The 4,705-nt window shown below is 63.9% G+C and carries 3 protein-coding genes and 1 pseudogene; 2 read left to right on the plus strand and 2 right to left on the minus strand.

The genetic code is table 11. From position 1 onward, the window contains the following. The coding region (locus EN991_RS23920) for a carbohydrate ABC transporter permease (RefSeq protein WP_164769341.1) at nt 1–741 on the plus strand (741 nt) is incomplete at its 5' end. A gap of 24 nt (nt 742–765) precedes the next feature. Further along, nucleotides 766–2,271 (plus strand): M81 family metallopeptidase, encoded by a 1,506-nt coding sequence (locus EN991_RS23925; RefSeq protein ID WP_013528985.1) that lies wholly within the window; start codon nt 766–768, stop codon nt 2,269–2,271. Here the strand turns inward: EN991_RS23925 and EN991_RS23930 are convergent, their stop codons facing one another. Both EN991_RS23930 and EN991_RS23935 read right to left on the minus strand, forming a co-directional pair. Then, nucleotides 2,272–4,326 (minus strand): M3 family metallopeptidase, encoded by a 2,055-nt coding sequence (locus EN991_RS23930; RefSeq protein WP_013528986.1) that lies wholly within the window; start codon nt 4,324–4,326, stop codon nt 2,272–2,274. It lies immediately after the preceding gene. Nucleotides 4,327–4,422: 96 nt separating this feature from the next. Further along, nucleotides 4,423–4,705, minus strand: a pseudogene (locus tag EN991_RS23935) (nuclear transport factor 2 family protein); the annotation flags it as partial.

Below are 4,705 nucleotides of genomic sequence, written 5' to 3' on the forward strand. Positions count from 1 at the left end.
ATGTTCCTGACCGCGGTCAAGCCGAGGCAGGAAGTGCTGTCGCCGACCTGGTGGCCGAGCGAATTCCGCTGGTCGAATTTTTCCGACATGTGGGTGGCGACCGGCTTCGGCCAGGCGTTGCTCAATTCGCTCTACGTGTCTGTGATCGCCACCGTAGGCGCCATCCTGATCTCGGTTCCGGCGGCCTATGCGATGTCGCGCTTCCGCTTTGCCGGCTACGGCGCCTTGCGCCAGTTCCTGCTGATTTCGCAGATGATCTCGCCGATCGTGCTGGTGCTCGGCCTGTTCCGGCTGATGGCCGCCTGGGGCCTGGTCGAGAGCACGACGGCGCTCGGCTTCATCTACATGGCCTTCAACATCGCCTTCACGGTGTGGATGCTGCAGAGCTATTTCGACACCATCCCGCGCGATCTCGAGGAAGCCGCCTGGATGGAGGGCGCCGGCCGCTGGCTGACCTTGCGCAAGGTGTTCCTGCCGCTCTGCCTGCCGGCGATCGCGGTGACGGCGATCTTCACCTTCATCAACGCCTGGAACGAGTTCGTCGTGGCGCTCACCATGCTGCGCAGCCAGGAAAGCTACACGCTGCCGATCCAGGTGTTTTCGCTGGTCGCCGGCCGCTACACCATCGAATGGCATCACGTCATGGCCGCGACGCTGCTGGCGACCTTGCCGGTGGCCATCCTGTTCATCTGGCTGCAGCGCTACCTCGTCAGAGGCCTGGCGCTCGGGGCGGTCAAATAGCGCCTATTCACGGACGGAGCTTTCATGCGCATTTTCACCGCCTCGCTGGCGACGGAAACCAACACCTTCTCGCCGGTGCCGACCGATAGGGCTTCGTTCGAGATGGCCTTCTATGCCGGGCCCGGCAAGCACCCGGAAACGCCGACGCTGTGCTCCTCGCCGATGGTGGCGCTACGCCGGCGTGCGGTGGCCGAAGGCCTCGATGTCATCGAAGGCACCGCCACCTGGGCCGAGCCGGGCGGCCTGGTGCAGCGGCAGACCTATGAGGCTTTGCGCGACGAGATTCTGGGCCAGCTCAAGGCGGCGCTGCCGGTCGATGCTGTCATCCTCGGCCTGCATGGCGCCATGGTGGCGCAAGGCTATGACGATTGCGAAGGCGATCTGCTCGAACGGGTTCGCGCAATGGTCGGGCCGGAGGTGGTGATCGCCGTGGAACTCGATCCGCACAGCCATCTGACACCGAAGCGCGTCGCGGCCTCCGACATTCTCGCCTATTTCCTCGAATTTCCGCACACCGATTTCTACGAGCGCGGCGAACATGTCGTCGAGCTTGGCCTGGCAGCAGTGCGTGGTGAGATCAACCCTGTCATTTCGACCTTCGACTGCCGCATGATCCAGGTGCTGCCGACCAGCCGCGAGCCGATGCGGTCCTTCGTCGATCGCATCAAGGCGCTGCACGGCAAGGACGGCGTGCTGTCGGTCTCCGTCATCCACGGCTTCATGGCGGCCGATGTGCCCGAGATGGGCACGCGCATCCTGGTCGTCACCGACAATGACAAGGCCAAGGGCGACGCGCTGGCGGAACGGCTCGGGCGGGAACTCTACGCGCTGCGCGAAAAGACGGCGATGACGATGCTGAGTGCTGCCGACGGCATCGATCGGGCGCTGGCCGTGCGCACAGAAAATCCGGGCAAGCCGGTGGTCATCGCCGATATCTGGGACAATCCCGGCGGCGGTGTGCCCGGCGACGGCACCTTCGTGCTGCGCCAGATGCTGGCGCGTGGCCTGGACAGGTTCGCCGTCGCGACCATCTGGGATCCGATTGCGGTCACCTTCTGCCTGGCGGCAGGCGAGGGCGCAATCATCGACCTGCGCTTCGGCGGCAAGGCCGGGCCGCAAGCCGGCGAGCCGATCGATGCGCGCGTGCGCGTGCTGAAGGCGGTTGCGGAGGGCTGGCAGAGTTTCGGGCCAAGCCGGGTGACGCTTGGGCCGACGGCGCTGGTCCGCCTCGAAGGCACCGAGGTCGACATCATCCTCAACACCAACCGCACGCAGACTTTCGAGCCGGATATCTTTTCCAACATCGGCGTCGATCCGCTAGCCAAGGACATGCTGCTGATCAAGTCGACCAATCATTTCTACGCCGGCTTCGAGCCGATCGCCGCCGAGATCATCTATGTCTCGGCGCCGAGTTCGTATCCCAGCAATCCGGCGGTGACCGATTACAAGAAGCTGACAAGGCCGGTGTGGCCGAGGGTGACGGATCCTTGGAAGCTGCCAATCTCCCCCACGAGGGGGGAGATTGGCTAATCACACCAACCCGCGCTTGGCCATCATCGCTTCCGGCGACGGCATCTTGCCGCGGAAGGCGGTGTAGAGTTCTTCCGGATCCTTCGAGCCGCCGGCCGCGTAGATGTTCTTGCGCAACCGCTCGGCGAGTGCCGGGTTGAAGGGGTCGCCGGTTTCCTCGAAGGCGGCAAAAGCATCGGCATCGAGCACTTCCGACCACATGTAGGAATAGTAGCCGGCCGAATAGCCTTCGCCGGAAAAGACATGGCCGAAATGCGGGGTGCGGTGACGCATGGCTATGGTGTCCGGCATATGCAGTTCTGCAAGCGTTTCGGCTTCGAAACGAAGCGGCGCTTCAGGCGCCTCCGCCCGCGCGTGATAGGCCATGTCCATCAAGGCGGAGGCGGTGAATTCGACCGTGGCGAAGCCGGCGCCGAAGGTGCGCGCGGCCAGCATCTTGTCGAGCAGCGCCTTGGGCATCGGCTTGCCGGTCTTGACGTGCAGCGCGTGCTTCTCCAGCACTGCCGGCACGGTCAGCCAGTGCTCGTAGAGCTGCGAAGGCAGTTCGACGAAATCGCGGCTGACCGAAGTGCCCGAAACCGAGGGCCAGGTGACGTCGGTCAGCATGCCGTGCAAAGCATGGCCGAACTCGTGGAACAGCGTTTTGGCCTCGTCGACCGACAGCAGAGCCGGCTCGCCCACCGGCGGCTTGGCGAAGTTCATGATGTTGTAGATGACCGGGCTCGCACCGTGGCCGAGCCTGTAGCCGGATTGCAACGCGCTCATCCAGGCGCCGGATCGCTTTGACGGCCGGGCGAAATAGTCGGCCAGGAAAAGGCCGCGCTCGCTGCCGTCGGCATTCTTCACCACGAAGACGCGGGCGTCCGGATGCCAGGCCGCGATGTCCTTTTTCTCTTCGAAGGTGATGCCGAACAGCCGTGTCGCCACGTCGAAGCAAGCGTCGATGATCCGGTCGAGCTGCAGATAGGGTTTCAGTTCCGCCTCGTCGAAGGCGAATTTCTCCGCGCGCAGCTTCTCCTGGTAGAAGCGCCAGTCCCAGGCAGCGAATTTTTCGTTGCTGCCGGCTGCGGTGGCCAGCCGTTGCAATTCGATCTGGTCGCTTGCTGCCTTCTCAAGCGCCTTTTCCCACACCGGATCGAGCAGCGCGTGCACGGCCTTCGGCGTCTTGGCCATGGTGTCATCGAGCTTCAGCGCGGCGAAAGAGGCATAGCCGAGCAGCTTTGCCTTTTCGGCCCGCAGGCGCAGCATGTCGCGCACCACGTTCGTGTTGTCGGTGGCGCCGCCATTCTGGCCGCGCATGGTGAAGGCGCGGAAGGCGATCTCGCGCAGATCGCGGCGTTCGGAGAAGGTCGAGAACGGCTCATAGATCGAGCGCGACAGAGTGACGGCATAGCGGCCCTTCTGGCCGCGTATCTCGGCCGCTTCGGCCATGGAACTTTTCACGAAGTCCGGCAGGCCGGCAAGGTCGGCTTCATCGAGGAACAGCGCCCAGTCGCGCTCGTCGGCCAGAACATTCTGGCCGAAAGCTGTGCCGAGCGAGGACAATTCCTCGCTGATGCTTGCCAGCCGCTTCTTGCCGTCGGCGTCGAGCTTGGCGCCGGAACGGACGAAGCCCTTCCAGGTCTTTTCCAGCACCCGCAAGGTCTCGGCGTCGAGCTTCAGGCTCTCACGGCGCTGGTAGAGATCGTCGATGCGGGCAAACAGCCGCTCATTCATTGAAATCGCCGAGAAATGCCTGGACATTTTCGGCGAGATGTCGCGCTCTAGCGCCTGGATCGTCTCATTGGTGTAGGCGCCGGCGCGGCACCAGAAGATCGACGAGACACGATCGAGCGCTTCGCCGCCGAGTTCCAGCGCGGCAAGCGTGTTCTCGACGGTCGGCGCATCCTTGTTGCCGGCGATCGCCTCGATCTCGGCCTCGTGCGCCTTCAGCGCCGCGTCGAAGACCGGGGAGAAGTCGCCGTCGCCAATGCGCGTGAAATCGGGCAGGCCGAGCGGCCCCTGCCACGCGGTCAGCGGATGGGCGGCGAGGTCGACGGCTTTCGTGGAAGGCATGGACAGTCTTTCGTTGGTGAAGCAGGCAGGTGGGTCGTACCCGATGTAGGGCGCGGCCGGCGGACCCGCAATATGCGGATTTGGCCGATATCGCCCTCAAAAGCCGTCGCAGTTTTCGGCGATCGCCGCTTGTGAACTGGCGGTGATGCGGTTGTCGGTGACCGCGAAAGTTTCCTGCATCAGCATGTCGTTGTTGGGGAAATCGTAGCAGGCGACCACCGTGGTGACGCCGCCTTCGCTTTTCTCGATCCGGTGCCGGATCGCAGCACCGGCAACGGCACCTTTCCATTCGTCGATCGAAGCGATGAATTCCTGCTTGCTTTGCACGATGCCGAGGTCGTCCAGCTTGATGCGGACATCGTCGGCGAGCAGGTCGGAC

Source organism: Mesorhizobium sp. M7A.F.Ca.US.005.03.2.1 (genome assembly GCF_003997795.1).
In the GTDB taxonomy this organism is placed as follows: domain Bacteria; phylum Pseudomonadota; class Alphaproteobacteria; order Rhizobiales; family Rhizobiaceae; genus Mesorhizobium; species Mesorhizobium ciceri.